This window comes from Frigoribacterium sp. CFBP 13707, from assembly GCF_014842245.1.
Lineage (GTDB): Bacteria > Actinomycetota > Actinomycetes > Actinomycetales > Microbacteriaceae > Frigoribacterium > Frigoribacterium endophyticum.
Window position 1 is genome coordinate 689,399 of sequence record NZ_JACYVL010000002.1, and the last position, 21,295, is coordinate 710,693.

At 71.6% G+C, this 21,295-nt stretch carries 20 protein-coding genes and 2 tRNA genes; 13 read left to right on the forward strand and 9 right to left on the reverse strand.

Translation table 11 applies throughout. From position 1 onward, the window contains the following. Nucleotides 1-11: 11 nt before the first annotated feature. Entirely contained in the window at nucleotides 12-578 is a 567-nt protein-coding gene (def, locus tag IFT45_RS06920; RefSeq protein WP_192127341.1) for a peptide deformylase, read from the reverse strand. Nucleotides 579-618: 40 nt separating this feature from the next. Between def and IFT45_RS06925 the strand changes: the two genes are divergently transcribed. The 9 genes from IFT45_RS06925 (at nucleotide 619) to IFT45_RS06965 (ending at nucleotide 9,625) form a co-directional block, all read left to right on the forward strand. Further along, nucleotides 619-1,533 (forward strand): DMT family transporter, encoded by a 915-nt coding sequence (locus tag IFT45_RS06925; protein ID WP_371741158.1) that lies wholly within the window; start codon nucleotides 619-621, stop codon nucleotides 1,531-1,533. Nucleotides 1,534-1,678: 145 nt separating this feature from the next. Further along, nucleotides 1,679-2,917, forward strand: coding sequence for a glycosyltransferase (locus tag IFT45_RS06930; protein ID WP_056054294.1), 1,239 nt, complete (start codon nucleotides 1,679-1,681; stop codon nucleotides 2,915-2,917). Nucleotides 2,918-2,946: 29 nt separating this feature from the next. Continuing rightward, a tRNA-Ile gene (locus IFT45_RS06935) sits at nucleotides 2,947-3,020 on the forward strand. 117 nt (nucleotides 3,021-3,137) lie between these two features. After that, complete coding sequence (locus IFT45_RS06940; protein WP_192127343.1) at nucleotides 3,138-3,455, forward strand: hypothetical protein; 318 nt, start codon at nucleotides 3,138-3,140, stop codon at nucleotides 3,453-3,455. Nucleotides 3,456-4,333: 878 nt separating this feature from the next. Beyond that, a complete protein-coding gene (locus tag IFT45_RS06945) occupies nucleotides 4,334-5,464 on the forward strand; it encodes an LLM class flavin-dependent oxidoreductase (protein WP_056055849.1) in 1,131 nt (376 codons plus the stop codon). Nucleotides 5,465-5,563: 99 nt separating this feature from the next. Further along, nucleotides 5,564-6,196 carry an FMN reductase gene (locus tag IFT45_RS06950; RefSeq protein ID WP_056054301.1) on the forward strand — a complete coding sequence of 211 codons (633 nt, stop codon included), beginning with the start codon at nucleotides 5,564-5,566 and terminating at the stop codon, nucleotides 6,194-6,196. A gap of 91 nt (nucleotides 6,197-6,287) precedes the next feature. Beyond that, entirely contained in the window at nucleotides 6,288-7,205 is a 918-nt protein-coding gene (locus tag IFT45_RS06955) for a DUF1684 domain-containing protein (RefSeq protein WP_192127345.1), read from the forward strand. 47 nt (nucleotides 7,206-7,252) lie between these two features. Continuing rightward, nucleotides 7,253-8,908, forward strand: a complete 1,656-nt coding sequence (locus IFT45_RS06960; RefSeq protein WP_371810895.1) for a bifunctional 3'-5' exonuclease/DNA polymerase — start codon at nucleotides 7,253-7,255, stop codon at nucleotides 8,906-8,908. A 225-nt stretch (nucleotides 8,909-9,133) separates the two neighbouring features. Then, complete coding sequence (locus IFT45_RS06965) at nucleotides 9,134-9,625, forward strand: DUF3145 domain-containing protein (RefSeq protein WP_056054307.1); 492 nt, start codon at nucleotides 9,134-9,136, stop codon at nucleotides 9,623-9,625. A 107-nt stretch (nucleotides 9,626-9,732) separates the two neighbouring features. On the opposite strand, the gene fabF is transcribed toward IFT45_RS06965, so the two are convergent. The 6 genes from fabF to aceE all read right to left on the reverse strand — a co-directional run bounded on the left by fabF (nucleotide 9,733) and on the right by aceE (nucleotide 17,436). After that, nucleotides 9,733-10,971, reverse strand: a complete 1,239-nt coding sequence (gene fabF, locus IFT45_RS06970; RefSeq protein ID WP_056054310.1) for a beta-ketoacyl-ACP synthase II — start codon at nucleotides 10,969-10,971, stop codon at nucleotides 9,733-9,735. Between the two features lie 112 nt (nucleotides 10,972-11,083). Then, nucleotides 11,084-11,332, reverse strand: a complete 249-nt coding sequence (locus tag IFT45_RS06975; RefSeq protein ID WP_056054313.1) for an acyl carrier protein — start codon at nucleotides 11,330-11,332, stop codon at nucleotides 11,084-11,086. 80 nt (nucleotides 11,333-11,412) lie between these two features. Next, on the reverse strand, nucleotides 11,413-12,423 hold the full coding sequence (locus IFT45_RS06980; protein ID WP_056054315.1) for a beta-ketoacyl-ACP synthase III: 1,011 nt from the start codon (nucleotides 12,421-12,423) through the stop codon (nucleotides 11,413-11,415). Further along, nucleotides 12,420-13,340 carry an acyltransferase domain-containing protein gene (locus tag IFT45_RS06985; protein ID WP_192127347.1) on the reverse strand — a complete coding sequence of 307 codons (921 nt, stop codon included), beginning with the start codon at nucleotides 13,338-13,340 and terminating at the stop codon, nucleotides 12,420-12,422. Before IFT45_RS06985 ends, IFT45_RS06980 begins: the two co-directional genes overlap by 4 nt. 102 nt (nucleotides 13,341-13,442) lie before the next feature. Continuing rightward, nucleotides 13,443-14,654, reverse strand: a complete 1,212-nt coding sequence (locus IFT45_RS06990) for a CdaR family transcriptional regulator (RefSeq protein WP_056054320.1) — start codon at nucleotides 14,652-14,654, stop codon at nucleotides 13,443-13,445. 37 nt (nucleotides 14,655-14,691) lie between these two features. Continuing rightward, on the reverse strand, nucleotides 14,692-17,436 hold the full coding sequence (gene aceE, locus IFT45_RS06995) for a pyruvate dehydrogenase (acetyl-transferring), homodimeric type (protein WP_192127349.1): 2,745 nt from the start codon (nucleotides 17,434-17,436) through the stop codon (nucleotides 14,692-14,694). A gap of 273 nt (nucleotides 17,437-17,709) precedes the next feature. On the opposite strand from aceE, the gene IFT45_RS07000 reads away from it, so the two are divergent. Both IFT45_RS07000 and IFT45_RS07005 read left to right on the forward strand, forming a co-directional pair. Next, nucleotides 17,710-18,183 carry a peroxiredoxin gene (locus IFT45_RS07000; RefSeq protein WP_056054326.1) on the forward strand — a complete coding sequence of 158 codons (474 nt, stop codon included), beginning with the start codon at nucleotides 17,710-17,712 and terminating at the stop codon, nucleotides 18,181-18,183. 59 nt (nucleotides 18,184-18,242) lie between these two features. Continuing rightward, nucleotides 18,243-18,315 (forward strand) — tRNA-Val (locus tag IFT45_RS07005). Nucleotides 18,316-18,571: 256 nt separating this feature from the next. Here the strand turns inward: IFT45_RS07005 and IFT45_RS07010 are convergent. Next, nucleotides 18,572-19,195: a TetR/AcrR family transcriptional regulator gene (locus IFT45_RS07010; protein ID WP_192127351.1), complete on the reverse strand. Its 624-nt coding sequence runs from the start codon at nucleotides 19,193-19,195 to the stop codon at nucleotides 18,572-18,574. A gap of 53 nt (nucleotides 19,196-19,248) precedes the next feature. Here IFT45_RS07010 and IFT45_RS07015 point away from each other — a divergent pair, with 53 nt between their 5' ends. Both IFT45_RS07015 and IFT45_RS07020 read left to right on the forward strand, forming a co-directional pair. Next, entirely contained in the window at nucleotides 19,249-20,046 is a 798-nt protein-coding gene (locus IFT45_RS07015; RefSeq protein ID WP_056054333.1) for an SDR family NAD(P)-dependent oxidoreductase, read from the forward strand. Between the two features lie 5 nt (nucleotides 20,047-20,051). After that, nucleotides 20,052-20,453, forward strand: coding sequence for a nuclear transport factor 2 family protein (locus IFT45_RS07020; RefSeq protein WP_056054338.1), 402 nt, complete (start codon nucleotides 20,052-20,054; stop codon nucleotides 20,451-20,453). 332 nt (nucleotides 20,454-20,785) lie between these two features. On the opposite strand, the gene IFT45_RS07025 is transcribed toward IFT45_RS07020, so the two are convergent. Beyond that, complete coding sequence (locus IFT45_RS07025) at nucleotides 20,786-21,166, reverse strand: DUF2255 family protein (RefSeq protein WP_056054342.1); 381 nt, start codon at nucleotides 21,164-21,166, stop codon at nucleotides 20,786-20,788. Between the last annotated feature and the right edge of the window lie 129 nt (nucleotides 21,167-21,295).

The following is a 21,295-nucleotide window of genomic DNA, read 5'->3' on the forward strand; positions in this document are numbered from 1 at the left end:
GGCCGCGCCGATCAGTCGTCGAGGTGGTCGACTCCCGGCAGCCAGGTCTTGCCGGGCACGCCCCAGCTCGCGCGCTTCACGGCCTTGGCGGCCGCCTTGTGGAACGGGTGCTCGAGACGGTCGGCGTAGAGCACGCCGTCGAGGTGGTCGTACTCGTGCTGGAAGATGCGGGCGAGCCAGCCGACCGCCTCGATCTCGAACGGCCGCCCGTCGAGGTCGGTGGCCCGGAGCAGCACGCTGTCGGCGCGGCGCAGCGGGAAGCGCTCGCCCGGGATCGACAGGCAGCCCTCCGACTCGCCCTCGTCGTCGAGCGGCTCGATCGTCAGCGGACTCTGCCACAGGGTCGGGTTGATCGCGACGCCGCGCTGGTCGCCGCCGTCGTCGTCGATCCACGACCAGACGAAGAGGCGCAGGCCCACGCCCACCTGCGGGCCGGCGAGGCCGACCCCGGGAGCGGCGTCCATGGTCTCGAACATGTCGGCGACGAGCGTGCGCAGCTCTTCGTCGATGTCGAGCACCTCGGAGGCGCGGTGGTGGAGGACGGGATCACCCGTGATCGAGATGGGACGTACGGCCATTCGTCCAGACTATCGACGACGCGCCCGCTACCGTGGTCGCGTGAGCGCTGACCTCGGGGACCTGACCGCCCAGGTCTCGTTGACCCCGTACCAGGCGCTCGGCATCCCGCTCGCCCTCGTCGGCGCGGTCTTCCTGTCGATCGGCGCGCAGCTGCAGAGCCGGGGGGTCGCGAAGGTCGAGCACCGGCTCGGCGCGGCCCACAGCGGCATGTCCGTGCGCCAGGTCCTCGCCCTGCTCGGGCGGCCCTCGTGGGTGATGGGGACGGCCATGCTGGGCCTCGCCATCGTCTTCCAGCTCACCAGCCTGAAGATCGCGCCCCTCCTCGTCGTGCAGCCGCTCGGCGCCGTCGCGCTCGTCGTCACGGCCCTCGTCAACGCCAGGGTGACGGGGCGTCGGCTGACCGGCAGGGTCAAGCGCTCGATCGCGATCTGCGTGGGCGGCATCGGGCTGTTCGCGACCGTCGCCGCCTTCACCGCCACGGAGAGCCCGATCACGACCCCGCAGCTCGTCACGGTGCTGGTGCTGCTGCTCGTCGTGGGGGCCCTGCTCGGAGGGGCGTTCGTGCTCCTGCGCCGTCGCCGCAGCGCGCTGTTCTACATCATCGGGGCCGGGGTGCTCTACGGCTTCGTGGCGACGCTCGCCAAGGTCGTCCTGAACAGGATCACGGCGGGGGAGTTCGACTGGCTCAGCGTGGTCTGCCTCGTGATGCTCCTCGCCGCCGGGGCCCTGGGCGGGTACTTCGTGCAGAACGCCTACTCGTCGGGCTCGCCCGACCTGGTCATCGCCGGCCTCACGGTGGTCGACCCGATCATCGCCGTCACGATCGGCATCGTCGTGCTGGGGGAGGCCGCGACCGCGCCCGCCGTCGCCGTCGTGCTCTTCCTGCTCGCCGGCGCGGTCGCCGTCTACGGCGTGTTCCAGCTGGCCAAATACCAGCCCGTGAAGAAGACCTGAGCTAGCGTGGCCACGCCGCGACGGGAGCGGGCCGCTCACCGGACGCGCGCCTCCTCGGCACGACCCGCGCCTCCTCGGCCTGACCCGCGCCTCACCTGACCACCGTTCGACCTGACCACCGAGCCTCACGAAGGACGCCCGAGACGTGACCGACGCCCCCGATCCCGCCGCGCCGACCCGCCCGGAGGCCGACTCCGACGCCCGCCTCACCGTGCTGATCGCCGCCGACACCTTCCCGCCCGACGTGAACGGCGCCGCCAACTTCGCCGAGCGCCTCGCCGTCGGGCTCGCCGACCGTGGCCACGACGTGCACGTGCTGGCCCCGGCGGCCACGCGTCGCCACGGCACGTTCCTCGAGCAGCACGCCGGCACGACCCTGACCGTCCACCGCCTGTACTCCACGCGCTGGCCGCTGCACGACTGGCTGCGCTTCGCGACCCCGTGGCGGGCGCAGCGCAACGCCGAGCGCGTCATCGCGCAGGTGAAGCCCGACGTCGTGCACATCCAGTCGCACATCGTCGTCGGGCGCGCGGTCGTCCGCGTCGCGAACCGCCTCGGCATCCGCGCCGTCGCGACGAACCACTTCATGCCCGAGAACCTCCTCGAGCACACCGGGCTGCCCCAGGGGCTCCGGGCCACCGCCGTCGCGCTGGCGTGGAAGGACGCGAGCTCGACGTTCCGCCGCGTCGAGGCGATCACGACGCCGACCCAGGCCGCCGCGGACTTCCTCGAGCAGGCCGTCGACGTGCACGGGGTGCTCGCCGTCTCGTGCGGCATCGACGCGGCCGACTACACCGCCCGGACCGACCGCCCGGCCGAGAACCGCATCGTGTTCGTCGGCCGGGTCACCGCCGAGAAGCAGATCGACGTGCTGCTGCGGGCCGTGACGCAGCTCGACCCCGCCCTCGGCGCCACGCTGACGATCGTCGGCGGGGGCGACCTCATGAAGCAGCTGCAGCAGCTGACCGTCGACCTGGGCCTCTCCGACCGGGTGACGTTCGCGGGGTACCTGTCCGACCACGACCTGCGGCAGACGCTCACCGACGCCACGGTGTTCGCGATGCCCTCGATCGCCGAGCTGCAGAGCATCGCCAGCCTCGAGGCGATGGCGTCGGGCCTGCCGATCGTCGTCGCCGACGCGATGGCGCTGCCGCACCTCGTGACGGAGGGCGTCAACGGGCACCTCTTCCGGCCCGGCGACAGCCGAGACCTCGCGGCGAAGCTGACCCGGGTGCTGACCCTCCCCGACGACGAGTACCTCGCGATGCGGCGGGCCAGCCTGCGGGTCATCCAGGGGCACGACATCCAGCGCACGCTGAGCGTGTTCGAGGGGCTGTATCGTGGTCAGCCGGTGGCACCCACCACCGAGGTCGACCCGGCCTGACCCGCCTCGGCGGCCCGACGGGTCGGCGGGGGGCGGTAGCTCAGCCGGTTAGAGCAGTCGACTCATAATCGATCGGTCACGGGTTCAAGTCCCGTCCGCCCTACTGGTGTCGCGTGCGGGGGCGTCGTCGCGCGCTAGGTCGTGGCTCGCGGATCGCGGATCGCGGATCGCGTCTCGCGCCTCGCGCCTCGCGCTGAGGTGCCTGTGGCACGATGTGCGCATGTTCACGAGGCGACCGCGCGATCTGCAGTCCGACGACGACGGCCCCGCGGCCGGCCCGGCCCGCATGGGCATCGGGGCGCAGGTGTACGTGCTCGACTCCGACGAGGACGCCGCGTCGCCCTTCCCCTACGGCCCGACCGGCGTCGTGCTCCGGGCCGGCGGCTCGGCCTGGCAGGGGGTCTCCGCCATCGGCGGGTCCGCCCGCGCCTGGTGGGTCGAGTTCGACTCGCCGCAGATCGACCGTGACGGCGACGGCCCCGTCGAGCGTGCCCAGGTCGCCGAGCGCTTCCTCCGCCTCGCGCCCCCGCTGGCCTGACCCGCTCCTCCTTCTCCTCGTTCTGCTCGGGCGCCCCGTCCGCTCCGGTGGGCGGCGTCCTTCCCTCCACGACCTTCGGGCCCCCGACCGGACCCCTCGTCCGCGACCCTCCTCGACCGCGACCCCCCTCGTCTGCGACACTCCTCGTCCGAGCGCCCGCCTCCCGTCTCGTCTGCCGCCCTCCGGCCTGTCGGCAACTCCTGCTCCGTGCCCCGGAGCGGCCCCGTCGGCCGGGACGGGCGTGCCCGAGCAGGAGTTGCCGACACACCTGAGCCGATCGAGTGGGCCCCGGTGCGTCGGGTGCGCGACGGGCACGCCTCCGTCTATCGCGACTCCTCGCTGGTCTCGGGATCGCCGCGCTCGGTCGGCAACTCCTGCGCTGTGGTGCGCGGAGCGGGGGGAGTCGCGGTGTCGGACGCAGGGAGCAGGAGTTGCCGACAGGGCGGGCCGTGGAGGGCGTGCCCGGCGATGACGAGGTGGCCGGACACGGCTGGCGCGGGGGCTCGTCCGTGGGCGCTCTGGGGCCCCTCGTGCTCGGTCGGCAACTCCTGACTCGTGGTGCGCGGAGCGGGGGAGTCGCGGTGTCGGAGGCAGGGAGCAGGAGTTGCCGACACGAGGGGTGGGAGCGGGGAGCAGGAGTTGCCGACAGGAGGGTGCGAGCAAGGAGCAGGAGTGGCCGACACGAGGGGTGGGAGCGGGGAGCGGGAGTTGCCTACAGGGGGAGGGCGCCGGGCGCGGGGCGGGAGCCGTCGACGCGGTCGAGAGAGAGAGAGAGAGAGAGAGAGAGAGCGAGGACCCTCGGGGCGGGAATGCCGAGGGGGAAACGCGCGTTCGGACAACTACATGCAAACGCATGCAGTTGAGCTAAGGTGGACACCATGCAGCTAGGGATCTTCAGCGTCGGCGACATCACGACCGACCCGACCACGGGGCGGACCCCGACCGAGCACGAGCGCCTCGAGGCGATGGTCACCATCGCCAAGAAGGCGGAGGAGGTCGGCCTCGACGTCTACGCCGCCGGCGAGCACCACAACCCGCCCTTCGTCAACTCCAGCCCGACGACCCTCCTCGCCTGGATCGCCGCGCAGACCGAGACGATCACGCTCAGCACCTCGACCACGCTCATCACGACGAACGACCCGGTCAAGATCGCGGAGGACTTCGCGACCCTCCAGCACCTCACGAACGGCCGCGTCGACCTGACCCTCGGCCGCGGCAACACCGGGCCGGTCTACCCCTGGTTCGGCAAGGACATCCGCCAGGGCATCAACCTCGCGATCGAGAACTACGCGCTGCTGCGCCGACTCTGGACGGAGGACGTGGTCGACTGGAAGGGGCACTTCCGCACGCCCCTGCAGGGCTTCACCGCGACTCCCCGGCCCCTCGACGGCGTGGCGCCGTTCGTGTGGCACGGCTCGATCCGCAGCCCCGAGATCGCCGAGCAGGCCGCGTACTACGGCGACGGCTTCTTCGCCAACCACATCTTCTGGCCCGCCTCGCACACGAAGCAGATGGTCGAGCTGTACCGCACGCGGTTCGAGCACCACGGCCACGGCCGCGCCGACCAGGCGATCGTCGGCCTCGGCGGCCAGGTCTTCCTGGGGAAGAACTCGCAGGACGCCAAGGCCGCGTTCCGCCCCTACTTCGACCAGGCCCCCGTCTACGGCCACGGGCCCAGCCTCGAGGACTTCACCCGCCAGACGCCCCTCACGGTCGGCAGCCCGCAGGAGGTCATCGACCGCACCCTCGGCTTCCGCGAGTACGTCGGCGACTACCAGCGTCAGCTGTTCCTGATGGACCACGCCGGGCTGCCGCTGAAGACCGTGCTCGAGCAGCTCGACATCCTCGGCGAGGAGGTCGTCCCGGTGCTGCGCGCCGAGTTCGACGCCCGGCGGGCCCCCGGCGTGCCCGACGCGCCGACCCACGCCTCGCGGGTGGCCGCGGCCGACGCCGCCGCGCTCGACGCGCAGGCGCTCCGCGAGGCCGACCCCGTCGCCACCGCGCGCTGAGCGCCGGCCGGAGCCCCGGCACGCACAAGCACCAGCATCAGCACCAGCACCAGCACCAGCACGCACCAGCACCAGCACCACAGACAGGAGCACCACCCCGTGAGCACCAAGACCGTCGTCGTCGTCAGCGCCGGGCTCAGCCAGCCCTCCTCCACGCGGCTGCTCGCCGACCGCCTCGCCGAGGCGACCGCCCGCGAGCTGCTCGCCGGCGGGACGCCCGCGCGCGTCGAGGTCGTCGAGCTGCGCGACCTGGCGCACGAGATCACCGACGCCCTGCTCACGGGGTTCGCTCCGGAGGCGCTGGCCGCGGCCCTGGAGCAGGTCGCGCGGGCAGACGGCCTGATCGCCGTCACTCCCGTGTTCACCGCGTCGTACAGCGGCCTCTTCAAGTCGTTCTTCGACGTGCTCGACAAGGACGCCCTGAGCGGGACCCCGGTGCTGCTCGGGGCGACCGCGGGCACGGCGCGCCACTCGCTCGTGCTCGACCACGCGCTCCGGCCGCTGTTCTCGTACCTGCGGGCGGTCGTGTCGCCGACGGCCGTCTTCGCCGCCTCGGAGGACTGGGGCGGGGGAGACGAGACGACGACCGGCCTGCCCGAGCGCGTCAGCCGCGCCGCCGGTGAGTTCGCCGCCCTCGTCGCCCGCCACGACACCGAGCGCGACGACCCGTTCGCCGACGTCGTGCCGTTCGCCGAGCAGCTGCGCCGCCTCGGCGGCGACACGACGCCGTAGCCCGCCGCGCCGCGGCACGGCCCTCCGCGCCGCGCCGTGGGGCATGATCGGACGCCCCGCGAGGTTCACCCCGACAGACCCAGGAGGACCCATGGCCGACACCACGCCCCGCACCCCCGACGCCGCGCCCCGCACGCCCGACGCTGTGCCCCGCACGCCCGACACCGCGCCCCACACGCCCGACTCCGCGTCGGCGGCCGTCGAGCTCGAGCGCTTCCGCGCCCTCCGCCACGCCCACGTCGTCGGCGCCCGCGGCCCGCTCGCCCTCGTGAACACGCAGTGGGTCGACTCGCCCCAGCCGATCTGGGGCGTGCCGGGCACGTGGGAGCCGACCCCCGCGGGCGTCTCCGGCCTGCGGGTGACGGCCGCCGCCTCCGACGGGATCGTGGTCGACGGCGACCTCGTCGACGGATCGGTGCTGGTCTCGGGGGACGACGCGATCACCCCGAGCAGCGTGCGGTTCTCCGACACGGTCACCGGCACCGTGGTAGCGAACGACGACCGCACGAGCTGGGCGCTCCGCGTCTGGGACGCCGCGTCGCCCGACATCGGCCGCTTCGGCGAGATCGACGCCTTCCCCCACGACCCGGCCTGGGTCGTCACCGCCGAGTTCGTCCGCAGCGAGGAGGGGGCCCAGGTCGACATCCGCCACCAGGCCGACCTCGAGCTGAGCCGGCCGAAGCCGCTGCCCGGCGTCATCCGCGTCACCCTGGGCGGCGTCGAGCACGAGCTGGTCGCGTTCCCGGCCGGTCAGGGCGACCGCCTCCAGCTCGTCTTCTCCGACGGCACGACCGGCGACAGCACCTACTCCGTCGGCCGCTTCCTCTTCCCGACGCCGTCCGACGACGGCACGATCGTGCTCGACTTCAACCGGGCGGTGCTGCCGCCCTGCGCCTTCAGCTACGCCTTCAACTGCCCGGTGCCGCCGCCGCAGAACCGGCTCACGGTCGCGGTCGAGGCGGGCGAGAAGACCGTGCTCGACACGGCCGGGGCCCCGCTGCACGAGTAGCGCGGGGTGCGGCCGGGCGGGCCCCCGTCAGGTGGCAAGATCGACGGGTGTTCATCCTCGTCCGCCGTCTCGACGACGGCGACGTGGAGCTGACCCCGTGGAGCCGCGAGGCCCCGGGCGCCGCGCTCGCCCCCGGCCCCTCCCGCACGGTCGCCGACGGCGAGCTCGCCGAGGTGGTCAGGAGGCGCGAGGCCGACCCCGACGTCGCGTCGCGGCCCCGCTGGGTCTGGGACGACACCCCGCGGTGGTACCCGTGCCTCCTCGAGGCCGGCGTCCGGGTCGCCCGCTGCGTCGACCTGCGCCTGTGCCACGCCCTGCTGCGGGCCTCGGCCGCCACCGTCGGCTCCGAGCTGCACGGGGCCCCTCGGGGGCCGTGGGACGTGCCCCAGGCGAGCGAGTCCCCGCGCGACGGGCTCTTCGACGTCCTGCCCGAGTCCCTCCCCGACCCCGCGGCCGAGTTCGCCCGCCAGCGCGCGGCGATCGAGGCCGCCGAGGGGCGGGGCAGGCTCGAGCTGCTGACGGCCGCCGAGTCGACGGGGGCCCTGATCGCGGTCGAGATGCGCCACCGCGGCGTGCCCTGGTCGCCCGTCGTGCACGACCGGCTGCTGACCGAGATCCTCGGGCCGCGGCCCGCGCCGGGCGAGCGGCCGAGCCGGATGCGCGCCGACCTCGCCGAGGTGCGCGAGGCCCTCGGGGCGCCCGACCTCAACCCCGACTCTCCCGCCGAGCTCGTCCGGGCGCTGCACGGCGCCGGCGTCATGGCCGCGTCGACGAGCAAGTGGGAGCTCGAGCGGCACGACCACCCCGTCGTCGAGCCCCTGCTGCGGTACAAGAAGAAGCAGCGGCTGCTCGTCGCGAACGGCTGGGCCTGGCTCGACGCGTGGGTGCGCGACGGCCGGTTCCGCCCCGACTACGTGCCGGGCGGCGTCGTGACCGGTCGCTGGGCGACGAGCGGGGGAGGCGCGCTGCAGCTGCCGAGGGCGGTCCGCGCCGCCGTCGTGGCCGACCCGGGCTGGTCGCTCGTCGTGGCCGACGCCTCGCAGCTCGAGCCGCGCATCCTCACCGGCCTCAGCGGCGACCGGGCGATGGCCGCCGCGGGGGAGGGCGACCTCTACGAGGGCATCGTCGCGAGCGGCGCCGTCGCGAGCCGCGCCGAGGCGAAGGTCGCGATGCTCGGCGCCATGTACGGTGCGACCCAGGGCGAGAGCGGGCGCCTCGTGCCCCGGCTGGCACGGAGGTTCCCCCAGGCGATGCAGTTCGTCGAGGACGCGGCGCGGACGGGCGAGGCGGGCGGCGTGGTCAGCACGCTCCTCGGCCGCACCTCGCCCTCGCCGGCCGACGCCGCCGACGAGCTGCCGCCCGAGATGCCCCGCGCCGCGGTCGACCGCGACGCGCGCTCGTGGGGCCGCTTCACGCGCAACTTCGTCGTCCAGGGCACGGCTGCGGAGTGGGCCCTGTGCTGGATGGGCGCGCTGCGCTCCCGGGTGCACGACCGCTGGGGCCACCTCGGCGACGGCGCTCCCCACCTCGTCTTCTTCCTCCACGACGAGGTCGTGCTGCAGGCTCCGCGGGAGGCGGCGGCGGAGGTCGCCGAGATCGTCACCGAGGCCGCGGCGGAGGCCGGGCGCCTCCTCTTCGGGTCGGCCCCGGTGCGCTTCCCGCTGACGGTGGCCGTCGTCGACGACTACTCGCAGGCCAAGTGACGGGCCGGCCCGCCGGGTGCGCCTCGTCCGCCCACGCCGACGCGCCAGGGCGCACAGCTGTTACACGGTTGTGATGCACGGGCGGCATCTGCGATGATCTCCCCAGCGGGCTAGCCCGCGCACAACTGAACACGCACGAGAGCAACGATCGCAGCCGCGCTGCACCGTTCGAGAGGTCGATGGGGAAGTCGCACCTGACCGAATGGAGGAATCGTGGCTGCTGCAATGGCTCGGGGAGTGCTCTACGTGCATTCATCCCCTCGTGCACTGTGCCCACACGTGGAGTGGGCCGTCGGTCGTGCCCTCGGGCACGCCGTCAACTTCGCGTGGGTCGACCAGCCCGTGCTGAAGGGCTCCCAGCGCACCGAATTCTCCTGGCAGGGAGACGAGGGCGCGGGTGCCCGCATCGCCTCTGCCCTCCGGGGCTGGGAGCACCTCCGCTACGAGGTGACGGAGGACCCGGGCGCCGAGAACGACGGCGGGCGGTGGATGCACTCGCCCGACCTCGGCGTGTTCTTCGCCCAGACCGACACCGCGGGCAACACGGTCGTCCCCGAGGACCGCATCCGGTACGCCATGGACATCGCGGGCTCCAACGCCCTCGAGCTGCACCGCGAGCTCCGGCTCGCGCTCGGGCAGGCGTGGGACGACGAGCTCGAGCCGTTCCGCCACAGCGGCGAGGGCAACCCCGTCGTGTGGCTGCACAAGGTGGGCTGACCGCTCAGCCGACCCGCGCCTCCCGGGTCACGTGACGAAGGCCGGCACCCTCGCGGGTGCCGGCCTTCGTCGTGCTCGCTACGACGCGTCGGGGCGCGTCGCGCCGGTCAGACCGAGCGGAACGCGATGACCGCGTTGTGGCCGCCGAAGCCGAACGAGTTGCTGATCGCGACGATCTGGCCGTCGGGGAGGCGACGCGGCTCGCCGAGCACGACGTCGAGGTCGATCTCGTCGTCCATCTGCGTGACGTTGATCGTCGGGGGAGCGATCTTCTCCTGCAGCGCCTTGACGGTGAAGACCGCCTCGATCGCGCCGGCCCCGCCGAGCAGGTGACCGGTCGCGGCCTTCGTGGCCGACACGACGAGCTTCGAGGTGTGGTCGCCGAAGACGCGCTTGATGGCGCGGTACTCGGCGATGTCGCCCACCGGCGTGCTCGTGGCGTGGGCGTTGACGTGCACGACCTGCTCGCGCTCGACGCCGGCGGCCTCGAGCGTGGCGACGACGGCACGCGCCGCGCCGGAGCCCTCGGGGTCGGGAGCCGTGATGTGGTACGAGTCGCTGGTCACGTCGCCGCCGATCAGCTCGGCGTAGATCTTCGCGCCGCGGGCGAGCGCGTGCTCCTCGGTCTCGAGGACGAGCGCGGCACCTCCCTCGCCCAGGACGAAGCCGTCGCGGGTGACGTCGTACGGGCGCGAGGCCGTCGCCGGGTCGTCGTTGCGCTTCGAGAGGGCCTGCATGGCCGCGAACGACGCGAGCGGCATGGGGTGGATCGCCGCCTCGGAGCCGCCGGCGATGATGATGTCGGCGAGGCCCTGCTGGAGGTGCGAGTACGCGTTGGCGATGGACTCGGTGCTGGAAGCGCAGGCCGACACGACGGTGCGGGCGCCGGCACGGGCGCCGAGGCCCATGGAGATGGCCGCGGCGGGGCCGTTGGGCATGAGCATCGGGACGGTCATGGGCAGGACCCGGCGGGGGCCCTTCTCGCGGAGGGTGTCCCAGGCGTCGAGGAGGGTCCAGACGCCGCCGATGCCGGTGGCCCAGTCGACGCCGAAGCGCTCGGGGACGACCTCGGGGGAGCCCGCGTCGGCCCAGGCCTCGCGCGCCGCCGTGAGGGCGAACTGGCTGGAGGGGTCGAGCCGCTTCGTCTCGCGGCGGTCGAGCACGTCGGCCGAGGGCGTCCGCGCCTGGCCGGCGATGGTGACGGGCAGCTCGTACTTGGCGACCCAGTCCTGCTCGAGGGTCGTGATGCCGGACTGGCCGGCGAGGAGGTTGGCCCAGCTGTCGACGGCGGTGCCGCCGAGGGGCGAGGTCGCACCGATGCCGGTGACGACGATCTTCTTGGTCATGACGGTTCTCCCTGGAGTGGCGCTGTCGCCCGGCCGTGCAGGGGCGCGACGGAGAGCGGCGGAACGGGTGCGCCCGGCCGGCCCCTGCGGGCCGGGCCGGGCCGCGACGTCGTTAGTCCTGCGCCTTGGTGATGAAGGTGACGGCGTCGCCGACGGTCTTGAGGTTCTTGACCTCTTCGTCGGGGATCTTCACGTCGAACTTCTCTTCTGCGTTGACGACGATCGTCATCATCGAGATGGAGTCGATGTCCAGGTCGTCGGTGAACGACTTGTCCATCTCGACGGTGTCGGTCGCGATGCCCGTCTCGTCGTTGACGAGCTCGGCCAGGCCGGCGAGGACTTCTTCGGTGGACAGTGCCATGGTGTTGTTCTCCTTGAGGGGGTGTCGTGGTGACCGAGGTAGAGCCTATACAGGCGGGGGCGAGGGGGAGGCGCGGCGCGCTACGGCAGGACGACGACCTGGGCGCCGAACACGAGGCCCGCGCCGAAGCCGATCTGCAGCGACAGGCCGCCGCTGAGCTCGGGGTTCTCCTCGAGCAGGCGGTGCGTCGCGAGCGGGATGCTGGCGGCCGAGGTGTTGCCGGTGGTGGCGATGTCGCGGCCGATCACGACGGTGTCGGGCAGCCCGAGCTGCTTCGCGAACTCGTCGATGATGCGCATGTTGGCCTGGTGCGGCACGAAGGCGGCGAGCTGGTCGCTCGTGACGCCGGCCCGCTCGAGGGCGAGCTTCGCGACCTTGACCATCTCCCAGACGGCCCAGCGGAACACCGTGGGGCCCTCCTGGCGGAGCGTCGGCCAGGCGACCTCACCGGCGCCCTCGCGGTACTCCTGCATGGTCGACGTCATGCCGATCGCATCCCACTTGCTGCCGTCGGAGCCCCAGACGGTCGGTGAGATGCCGACCGTGTCGCTCGGGCCGACGATGGCCGCGCCCGCGCCGTCGGCGAGGAGGAACGAGATCGTGCGGTCGGTCGGGTCGATGATGTCACTGAGCTTCTCGGCGCCGACGACGAGCACGTGCTCGGCGAGGCCGCTGCGCACGAACGAGTCGGCCTGGGCGATGCCGTAGGCGTAGCCGGCGCAGGCGGCGCTGATGTCGTACGCCGCGGCGGGGTTCGCGCCGATGCGCTCGGCGAGCAGGGTGGCGACGGAGGGCGTCGCCACGCCGCCGCTGACGGTCGAGACGAGCACGACCCCGATCTGGTCGGGGCGGATGCCGGCGCGCTCGATCGCCTGGCGGGCCGCTGTCTCGGCGAGGTCGACGACGTGGACGTCCTTCGAGGCGCGGACCCGGGTGATCACGCCGGTGCGCTGCTGGATCCACTCGTCGGAGGAGTTGATCGGCTCGATGATGTCGGCGTTGGGCACGACGTTCTCGCCGCGGGCGGCGCCGAGCGAGAGGATGCGCGTGTACGCCGCACCGGTGGTCTGGTTCATCTGGGGGGTGGTCATGCTGCTCCCTCGAGGAGGTCGACGGCGGCCTGGAGGTCGTCGGGGGTCTTGACGGCGACGCTGGGGACGCCGCGGAGGGCACGCTTGGCGAGCCCGGTGAGGGCGCCGGCCGGGGCGAGCTCGACGATGCCGGTCACGCCCTCCGCCGCGAACGACTCCATCGTGGCGTCCCAGCGGACGGGCGAGGCCACCTGGCCCACCAGCAGCTCGACGAAGCGCGGGCCCGAGGTGACGACGGTGCCGTCGTGGTTGGTCCAGAGGCGGAGCGTCGGGTCGGCGGGCGTCACCGAGGAGGCGGCGGTGCGGAGGGCCCCGACGGCCGGCTCCATGAAGCGCGTGTGGAACGCCCCGGCCACCTGCAGCGGGACGACCCGGGCCTTGGCGGGGGGCTGCTCGGCGAGGGCCGCGAGGCCGGCGAGCTCGCCGGCGACGACGATCTGTCCGCCGCCGTTGTAGTTGGCGGGTGACAGGCCCAGCTCGGCGAGGCGGGCGGTGAGCTCGTCGGCGTCGCCGCCGAGCACGGCGCTCATGCCGGTCTCGACCTGGGCCGCGGCGGCGGCCATGGCGCGCCCGCGCTCAGCGACGAGGCGGACCGCCTCCTCGTCGGTGAGGACGCCACTGACCGCTGCGGCCGTGAACTCGCCCACGGAGTGGCCGGCGACGCCGCCGACCCGGCCGCGGTCGACGCGGGCGAAGAGAGCGTGCGCTGTCAGCAGGCCGGCGGCGACGATGAGCGGCTGCGCCACCGCGGTGTCGCGGATGGTGTCGGCGTCGGAGGTCGTGCCGTGCGCGACCAGGTCGAGGCCGGAGGCGGTGCTCAGCGTCTCGAGGAGGCCGCGGCTCTCCGGGTCGGCGAGCCAGGGGGCGAGGAAGCCGGGGGACTGGGAGCCCTGCCCGGGCGCTACGACAACGATCACTGCTCCATCATGCCCTCGACACCGTGGGCCGTGGTGTAGCAACTCGACCAAAGATCACGACGAGCCTTGTCGATCTCCACGAGGCGCCGCCTCCGGCACGCGTCAGCGGCGACGCGTGACCGGGGCGTCGTGGTCGGCGATGGAGCCGAGGATGAGCGCGCTCTGGAGGATGAGGGCCTCCCGGGCGCCGGTGGCGTCCCAGCCGATGACGTCGGAGACGCGCTTGAGGCGGTAGCGCACGGTGTTCGGGTGCACGAAGAGCTCACGGGCCGTCGCCTCGAGCGAGCGCCCGTTGTCGAGGTAGCACCAGAGGGTGGTCAGGAGCTCGGTGGAGTGGTTCTTGAGCGGCTTGTAGACGCGGTTGACGAGGGTCGACCGGGCGACGGGGTCGCCGGCGAGGGCCCGCTCGGGCAGGAGGTCGTCGGCCAGGACGGGTCGGGGCGCGGCTCGCCACGACCGCGCGACCGCGAAGCCGGCGAGGGCCGCCTTGGCGCTCTTGGACGCGTCGACGAGGCTGGGCACCTCGTGGCCGAGGACGAGGTGCCCGTCGCCGAAGCCGGGCTCGAGGGCCGAGGCGATCTCCGTGAACGACGTCCGGCGGTCGGGGGCGGCCGTCTCGCCGTCCGCGTCGGTGACGACCTGCTCGGCGCGGCCGATGACGAGGACGAGCCTGCTGCCCTGCACGCCGATGAGCACGTCGGCCTCGAGGTGCCGGGCCGTGCGCCGGAGCATGTCGACGTCGAGCATCCGCGGGGCCGTGCCGACGAGGACGGAGACCTCGCCGTGCCCGTGCCAGCCGAGCGCCGCGATCCGGCTCGGCAGCTCGTCGTCGTACTCGCCGCTGAGGATCGAGTCGACGACGAGGGCCTCGAGCCGGGCGTCCCAGAGGCCGCGTGCCTCCGCGGCCCGCGCGTAGACGTCCGCCGAGGCGAACGCGATCTCGCGTGAGTAGAGCAGGATCGCCTCGCGGAGGGAGTCGTCGCCGTCCTTGACCCGCTCCTCCACCACCTCGACCGTCACGCGGATCAGCTGCAGGGTCTGCTGCAGGCTGACGCTCCGGAGCAGCTCGCGCGGAGCTGCCCCGAAGACGTCGGCGGCGATCCAGGGCGTCGACTGGGGGTTGTCGAACCAGCTGATGAACGACGTGATGCCGGCCTGGGCGACGAGCCCCACGGCGGAGCGCCGCCCGGGCGGCATGTCGCCGTACCAGGGCAGAGTCTCCTCCAGGCGTTTGATCGTCGCCGTCGACAGCTCGCCCGAGACCGTCCGCAGCCACGCGAGCGTGCGCTCCTTCGTGGCGGCGGACGGTTCCATGGGCGAGTGCGACACCCGCTCAGCGCTCACGTCGCGGTCAGCTCTCCCCGCCGGCGCTGCCGCTGGTGCCGGCCGTCACGTCGTGCAGCCGGTAGCGGTCGATCGCCTGCTGGACGACGCTCGGGTCGACCTCGCCGCGGCGGGCCAGGGCCTGCAGCGTGCGGACGACCATCGACGGGCCGTCGATCTTGAAGAACCGACGGGCCGCGGCGCGCGTGTCGGAGAAGCCGAAGCCGTCGGCACCGAGCGTCAGGTAGTCCCCGGGCACGAACTCGCGGATCTGGTCGGGCACGGCGGCCATGAAGTCGCTGGTCGCGATGAACGGGCCCTCGCTGCCCCGGAGCTTCTCCGTGACGTAGGGGGTGCGCTGCTCGGCGCCGGGGTTGAGGAAGTTGTGCTCCTCGGCGGCGAGGCCTTCGCGGCGCAGCTCGTTCCAGGAGGTGACGCTCCAGACGTCGGCCGCGACGTTCCAGTCGTCGGCCAGCAGCTGCTGCGCCTCCAGGGCCCACGGCACGCCCACGCCGGACGCGAGCAGCTGGGCGCGCGGGCCCAGGTTGTCAGCGCCCTTGAGCTTGTAGATGCCGTGCAGCAGCCCGTCGACGTCGAGGTCGTCGGGCTCGGCGGGCTGGGCCATCGGCTCGTTGTAGACGGTGATGTAGTACATGACGTTCGGGTCGGAGTGGGCCGGCGAGCCGTCCTCCGTCGTGCCGTACATGCGGTCCATGCCCGCCTTGACGATGTGGCCGAGCTCGTAGCCGAACGAGGGGTCGTACGAGACGACGGCCGGGTTCGTCGAGGCGAGAAGGAGCGAGTGGCCGTCCGCGTGCTGCAGGCCCTCGCCGGTCAGCGTCGTGCGGCCCGCGGTGGCGCCGATGATGAAGCCACGTGCCATCTGGTCGCCGGCGGCCCACATCGCGTCGCCGGTGCGCTGGAACCCGAACATCGAGTAGAAGACGTACACCGGGATGAGCGGCTCGCCCTGGGTCGAGTACGAGGTGCCGACGGCCGTGAAGGCGGCGAACGCGCCGGCCTCGTTGATGCCGACGTGCAGCAGCTGGCCCTGGGGGCTCTCCTTGTAGGCGAGGAGGAGCTCACGGTCGACCGACGTGTAGTGCTGGCCGTTCGGGTTGTAGATCTTGGACGTCGGGAAGTAGGCGTCCATGCCGAAGGTGCGCGCTTCGTCCGGGATGATCGGGACGATGCGGTGGCCGAAGTCGGGCGAGCGCAGAAGGTCCTTCAGGAGGCGCGCGAAGGCCATCGTCGTCGCGACCTCCTGCTTGCCGGAGCCCTTCTTGACGACGTCGTACGACTTCTGCTCGGGCACGGCGACCTGGGTGTACTTCGAGCGGCGCTCGGGCACGTAGCCGCCGAGCGCGCGACGGCGCTCGTGGAGGTACTGGATCGCCTCGTCGCCGTCGCCGGGGTGGTAGTACGGCGGCTGGTAGGGGTTCTCGTCGAGCTGCGCGTCGGAGACCGGGATGCGCATCTCGTCACGGAACTGCTTGAGGTTGTCGAGCGTCAGCTTCTTCATCTGGTGGGTCGCGTTGCGCCCCTCGAACGACGGGCCGAGGCCGTAGCCCTTGACCGTCTTCGCCAGGATGACGGTCGGCTGGCCCTTGTGCTCGGAGGCAGCCTTGAACGCCGCGTAGACCTTGCGGTAGTCGTGGCCGCCGCGCTTGAGGTTCCAGACCTGGTCGTCGGTGTAGTCCTTGATGAGCTCCAGTGCGCGGGGGTCGCGGCCGAAGAAGTTCTCCCGGACGTAGGCGCCGCTCTCGGCCTTGTACGTCTGGAAGTCGCCGTCGGGCGTCGTGTTCATGAGGTTGAGCAGGGCGCCCTCGGTGTCGCGGGCGAGCAGGTCGTCCCACTCGCGGCCCCAGACGACCTTGATGACGTTCCAGCCGGCACCCCGGAAGAAGCTCTCGAGCTCCTGGATGATCTTGCCGTTGCCGCGCACGGGGCCGTCGAGGCGCTGCAGGTTGCAGTTGATGACGAAGTTGAGGTTGTCGAGACCCTCGTTCGCCGCGACCTGGAGCTGGCCGCGGCTCTCGACCTCGTCCATTTCGCCGTCGCCGAGGAAGGCCCAGACCTGCTGGTCCGAGGCGTCCTTGACGCCGCGGTTCGTGAGGTACTTGGCGACCTGGGCCTGGTAGATCGCGTTGATCGGGCCGAGGCCCATCGACACGGTCGGGAACTGCCAGAACGACGGCATGAGGCGGGGGTGCGGGTAGGAGCTGAGGCCGCCGGTGTGGTGCGACTTCTCTTGACGGAAGCCGTCGAGCTGCTCGGTGCCGAGGCGGCCCTCGAGGTAGGCGCGGGCGTACATGCCGGGGGAGGCGTGGCCCTGGAAGAAGACCTGGTCGCCGCCGCCGGGGGCGTCCTGACCGCGGAAGAAGTGGTTGTAGCCGACCTCGTACAGCGCGGCGGAGGAGGCGTAGGTGGAGATGTGGCCGCCGACGGAGATGCCGGGGCGCTGGGCACGGTGCACGGTGACGGCGGCGTTCCAGCGGATCCAGCGGCGGTACCGGCGCTCGAGGTCTTCATCGCCGGGGAACTCGGGCTCGTCCTCCGGGGCGATGGTGTTGACGTAGTCCGTCTTCGGGACCATCGGGACGCCGAGGTGCAGCTCGCTCGACCGCGTCAGCAGGCTCTTCATGATCTCGCGCGCGCGCTCGTGGCCCTGCGTCGCGACGAGGGAGTCGAGCGACTCCCGCCACTCAGCGGTCTCTTCCGGATCGCGATCGGCCTTGTCGACCGTGTACGGATCCTGGTCGTTTACCGTCACCCTTGACCTCTATCACTCGTGGTTGACATCAGCTGCCACCCGTCTCGGGCAGGCAGACGCCAGGGCTGACACGGCCGGGTAACGGCAGTCGTCGGCGTCTGACTGGTCGAGTCTAGTTGCCTCCGCCGACGGAGGCTCGGCAGCCGCTGGGAGGCGTCGGGAGCCGGCCGTCGGCACGCCGCGGGCGAACGGCCTTGCGGCCACGCGCCTCCGGCGTAGTATCGACGATCGTGTCATCGCCGGCCGACCGAGCCGACGAGGGAGGAACGCGCAATGGCTCTGGAGAACGACATCCAGGCACCTGACTTCGACCTGCCGAACCAGTTCGGCGAGCACGTCCGGCTCTCGGACTTCCGGGGCGTCAAGCCCGTGGCGCTGGTCTTCTTCCCGCTCGCCTTCTCGAGCACCTGCACCGCTGAGCTGTGCACGCTGCGCGACAACCTGTCGATGTTCCAGGACCACCGCGTCGAGCTGATCGGCATCTCCGTCGACTCGAAGGCGACGCTGCGGGCGTTCGCCGAGGACGAGGGCTACGACTTCACGATGCTCGCCGACTTCTGGCCGCACGGCGAGGTCTCGAAGGAGTACGGCGTGTTCCTCGACCACAAGGGCTTCGCGACGCGCGCCACCTTCCTCATCGACGTCGACGGCGTGATCCGCGAGCACTTCGTCACCGAGCCCGGCCAGGCCCGCTCGATCGACGACTACCGCACGGCACTCGACGCGCTGGTTCCCGTCCCCGCCTGACGCGACGGGGCCCGGCCTCGGCCGCGGTACCATCGTCCCGCCGCGCACCCGCGGTGCAGGGGCCTTTAGCTCAGTTGGTAGAGCGCCACGTTTACACCGTGGATGTCGTCGGTTCGAGCCCGGCAGGGCCCACCTTGGAATTGCCCGATCAGGCGCCGTTCGATGACCGGGCGGCACTCGGTCGGATGCCTGGCTCGGTCTGAGTGCTGGTGTGATGTCGGTAGAGCCGATGCGCGACTTCCGAGGTTCGGCAGGCGAAGAGGCAACGGGTCGTGACGGAAAGGATGCGACGAGTAGCTGGGGGTGTTGCTCGGGCAGTTCTCCCGGCCTCTTCGGCCTGTCGTCATGCCTCGAGTTACGGTCATGCAGGCGGCGCGAAGGCCGCTCCTCATTCCGCGTCATCAGACGTAGTGGCTGCATCGTGCAGTGTTGCGAGGGCTGAATCGAGGGCGGCTTCCAGTGGCCATGTTGATCGTTCCGGCTGGCTGAGGACGAGTCCGCCCTGGATCGCCGCCAGGATGGACACCGCAATTCGCTCAGGATCTGCGACCCCTGCGACGAGCCCCGTCGCTCGCATCTTCACGACACCGTCAGCGAGAGCGCTGCGCCACGCTCGCATCCCCTCGGCTACGGTTCGGTCAAGCTCAGCATCGACGGCTGCCGCCTGGGTCGCGAGTGATCCGATGGGGCAGGCCCAGCGGCCGCGGCCGATGTAGTAGTCCACCAGCCCCGATCGCCATCGCTCCCACGATCCCCATGAGCCGAGGTCGTGGATCTCAGGCTCCTGGGCTGCGAGCAACTGCCGCCCCTCCCATGCGGCGACCTCTCGGACGAGCTCCGTCTTCCCGCCGGGGAAGTAGTGGAACAGCTGGCTCTTGCTCGTCAGGGTGGCAGCTCGCACCGTGTCCAGCGTCGTCCCGCCGATCCCCGAGGCCAGGATCTGCTCTCCCGTCGCCTCGATGATGCGCTGCCGAGTCTGACGTCCACGCTCGGTGAGCTTCGTCTCATCCATGTCACGAAGATACCCGACTGGACCAACGGGTCCACTACTGCTAAGAATGGACCATGCAGTCCAATCTTGACGTTCTCCAGTCCCTTCCCTCTGACACTCGACTCGCCGGTCGCACCGCGATCGTGACCGGGTCCTCGAGCGGCATCGGTGAGGCCATCGCACGCGTCCTCGCCGCGTCTGGCGCAAGGGTCGTCGTCAGCGGTCGCGACGTCGATCGCACCCAGGCAGTCGTCGACACCATCGTCGCCGCCGGGGGTGTCGCCCACGCCGTCCCCGCAGACCTCTCTGGGAGCTACGCCGAGCTCCGCAGCTTCACTTCCGCGGCGACTGCGGCGCTCGGTGGGCGGGTCGACATCGTGGTCAACAACGCGGGCGTCTACCCGGTGCTGCCGACTGCGATGCTCGCGGACGACGACCTCGACGCGGTGCTGTCGACGAACATCCGGGCGCCGCACGTGCTCGTCTCGGAACTCGCACCCGCCATGGCCGAACGAGGCACTGGGGCGATCGTGAACATCGGATCGTGGATGTCACGGGTGGGCATCCCTGCCGGTGCGGCTTACACCGCCTCCAAGGCTGCCCTAGAACAGATGACCCGCACCTGGTCGGCCGAGTTCGGTCCCCGCGGCGTGAACGTCAACACCGTCGCGCCGGGTGCCACCGCCACCCCGGGCAACGCCGCCGCGGCCGACGCCCTCGCCGAGATGACCCGAGGCACAGTCGCCGGGACGCCCGTGCGCCCGGTCGACATCGCGTTCGCCGTCAGGTTCCTCGTCTCCGACGAGGCGTCTTACGCCCACGGCACGGTCCTCGACATCGACGGCGGCATCGCCAATGTCCGGCTGGGTTGAACGCCGTGCAGACCCCACACTTCGCTCCTGCTGTCGAGGCGTTCGTCGCCGCCCTCGAAGGCCGCATCGACCAGGACATCACGTCCTTCCCGGATTTGTTCCACCAGGATGCGGTCATCGACGTGCCCTTTGACGGAGCCGGTGACGCGTCGCCGATCGTGGGACGGCCAGCGATCGAAGCCATGGCCGCCAGCCTTGAGAGCTTCCTCTGGTTCGACGAGGTGATCTTCGACGCCGTGCGTGCGACGGAGGACCCCGCCGTGATGGTGTGCGAATACGAGGCGGTCCTCCGACGCGCGGACCGCGACGGCCGTCTCCGTCGCCGCTACGTCTCCGTCATCACCCTCCGTGGAGGACGCATCAGCCACCTCCGCGAATATGGGGGACCCTTCATGCCGACCCGCTGATCAGAACATGCCCGCCTGGCGTGTAGCCCTTTTCGTGGACCGCGGAATGTGTAGGCCTAGGTAGGTCGAGCTGAATGTCACCGCCTCCTCCTTGAAGCGCGAAGCGGGGGTGCACAACCAAGGACGACGTCGTCCGCACCGCCGACCCCGTGGTCGTCGTCTCGAAGCACGGGTGCTCTACCGGGCTCGGCGCCGATCTGATCGTCCGTGCCGTCCGCCGGCGACGAGACCGATGTCGGAACGCGAGGGGGGTCGCAGGCGGCTGCGGGTCGATTCGGGGACGTCTCGGTCGCGAGGGTCTCCTTGTTCCGTGGGACGCGCTCGAGGACTCGTCAGCTCTCCGAGAGAGGCCTGACTTCGACGGTCGCAGCGATCGTCTTGGCTGTGACCATGGAAGGCAGGTAGGGGCTACCTGAGTACTTGACGAGGTAGGCGGCATCGATCTCGGTGTCAGCCTCGCCTGCGGCTGCATGGAACGTCACGTTGTACTCAGCTCCTGCTGCGCGGATGCGCCCGGCGCCCTGCTGCATGGCTGCCTGGTACCAGCGCGATGCTGTCCCGTTGTAGGCCCGGACGTAGAGGGCGTCATCAACGACGACGGACCAGATCCACGTGGGCGTGCCAAAGGTCGTACCGTCGTTCCGGAACGGTGACACGTGGAGGTCGTCGCTCCCGGCGATCCTCGCGAGCGTGTCGCCACTGAAGGTGTTCATCGATGTTCTCTCCTTGTCGCGCCGTGTCTCGTAGCGGAACGGTGGGGAGAGCCCCGGGCTCCTCTCATGACTTGCCGGTGAACTGGGCGTCGGTGACGTGCTCGAGCCACGTGGTGGTGGCGGAGGGGT